We start from the raw sequence: 1140 nt of genomic DNA on the forward strand, positions 1-1140 counted from the left end.
TTAAAGAAATTTTATCCGATATCAACGAATTAATAGTTTTTAAACACTCGGTTTTCGCGCTACCGTTTATCTTTACGGCGATGATTACCGCGAGCAAGCTGCAAAACGGCTCGATATGGTTCGGCTGGAAGTTGCTTTTTTTGGGGATTTTATGCGCGGTGAGCGCGAGAAGCTTCGCAATGGCGCTAAATCGTTACTTGGACGAGGACATCGACCGCGCCAATCCGCGTTGTGCTTCGCGCCCTAGCGTGGACGGACGGATCGGACGCGGGAATTTACTGCTTTTCATCATCGCAAACGCAGTGGTTTTTATAGCGGTTTCGGCGCTTATAAATTCTTTGGCGCTTAAGCTTTCGGTGCCGATTTTAGCGGCATTGGGCGGGTATTCATATTTTAAACGCTTTAGCGAGACCGCGCATTTGATGCTCGGCTTTTGCTTAGGGCTTGCGCCGATTGCCGGAGCGATCGCCGTTAGCGGCGTAATTCCGCTATGGTCGGTGCTGCTGTGTCTCGGGGTAGTATTTTGGGTGGGCGGCTTTGACGTGTTGTATTCGCTTCAAGATATGGAATTCGACCGCACGGCTAGGCTTTACAGCATCCCTGCGCTTTACGGCAAGGAAGCTTCGATGTTTATCTCCAAAATTTTTCACGCCGTAGCAGTGCTTTTTTGGCTACTGTTTTGCGCGGCGGCAAATTTAGGCTTTTTTGCCTATCTGGGCGTGGCTGCGTGCGCGACGATCCTGTACTTCGAGCATAAGATCGTGCAGAAAGATTTTAGCAAGATTGATCGCGCGTTTTTCACGCTCAATGGCTACTTGGGCATCGCGTTTTTTGCTTTTATTTTTGTAAATTTATTTTAAGGAACCCCTATGGATCTTAACACTATCATCATTTTAGGACTTTGCGTCGTTATATTTTTGATGTTTTTCGTCATATATTTTAAGGATAAGCAAGCGGATAAAAAATTCGAGCGCTTCGATCAGGTGCTGACTGACGCTATGCAGGAAAATTATCTGCTTAAAAAGAAGGTCGAGGAGCTAAAAGAGATGATCGATTCGGGCGGTAAAGTCGCTCCAAATATCGATATAAACGCGATTGCCGACGTAATCGACGAGACGATAGAGCAGAGACTAGATGTAG

Annotated in this window: 2 protein-coding genes; both read left to right on the forward strand. The window is 46.7% G+C overall.

What is annotated here, in order from left to right; all coding sequences use genetic code 11:
• Window positions 1-8 precede the first annotated feature (8 nt).
• Entirely contained in the window at window positions 9-860 is an 852-nt protein-coding gene (gene mqnP / locus Q0257_RS01180) for a menaquinone biosynthesis prenyltransferase MqnP (RefSeq protein ID WP_298020509.1), read from the forward strand.
• 9 nt (window positions 861-869) lie between these two features.
• Window positions 870-1140 (forward strand): hypothetical protein (locus tag Q0257_RS01185; protein WP_298020506.1); only part of this gene is annotated, 271 nt, incomplete at its 3' end.

Source organism: uncultured Campylobacter sp. (assembly GCF_938018035.1).
In the GTDB taxonomy this organism is placed as follows: domain Bacteria; phylum Campylobacterota; class Campylobacteria; order Campylobacterales; family Campylobacteraceae; genus Campylobacter_B.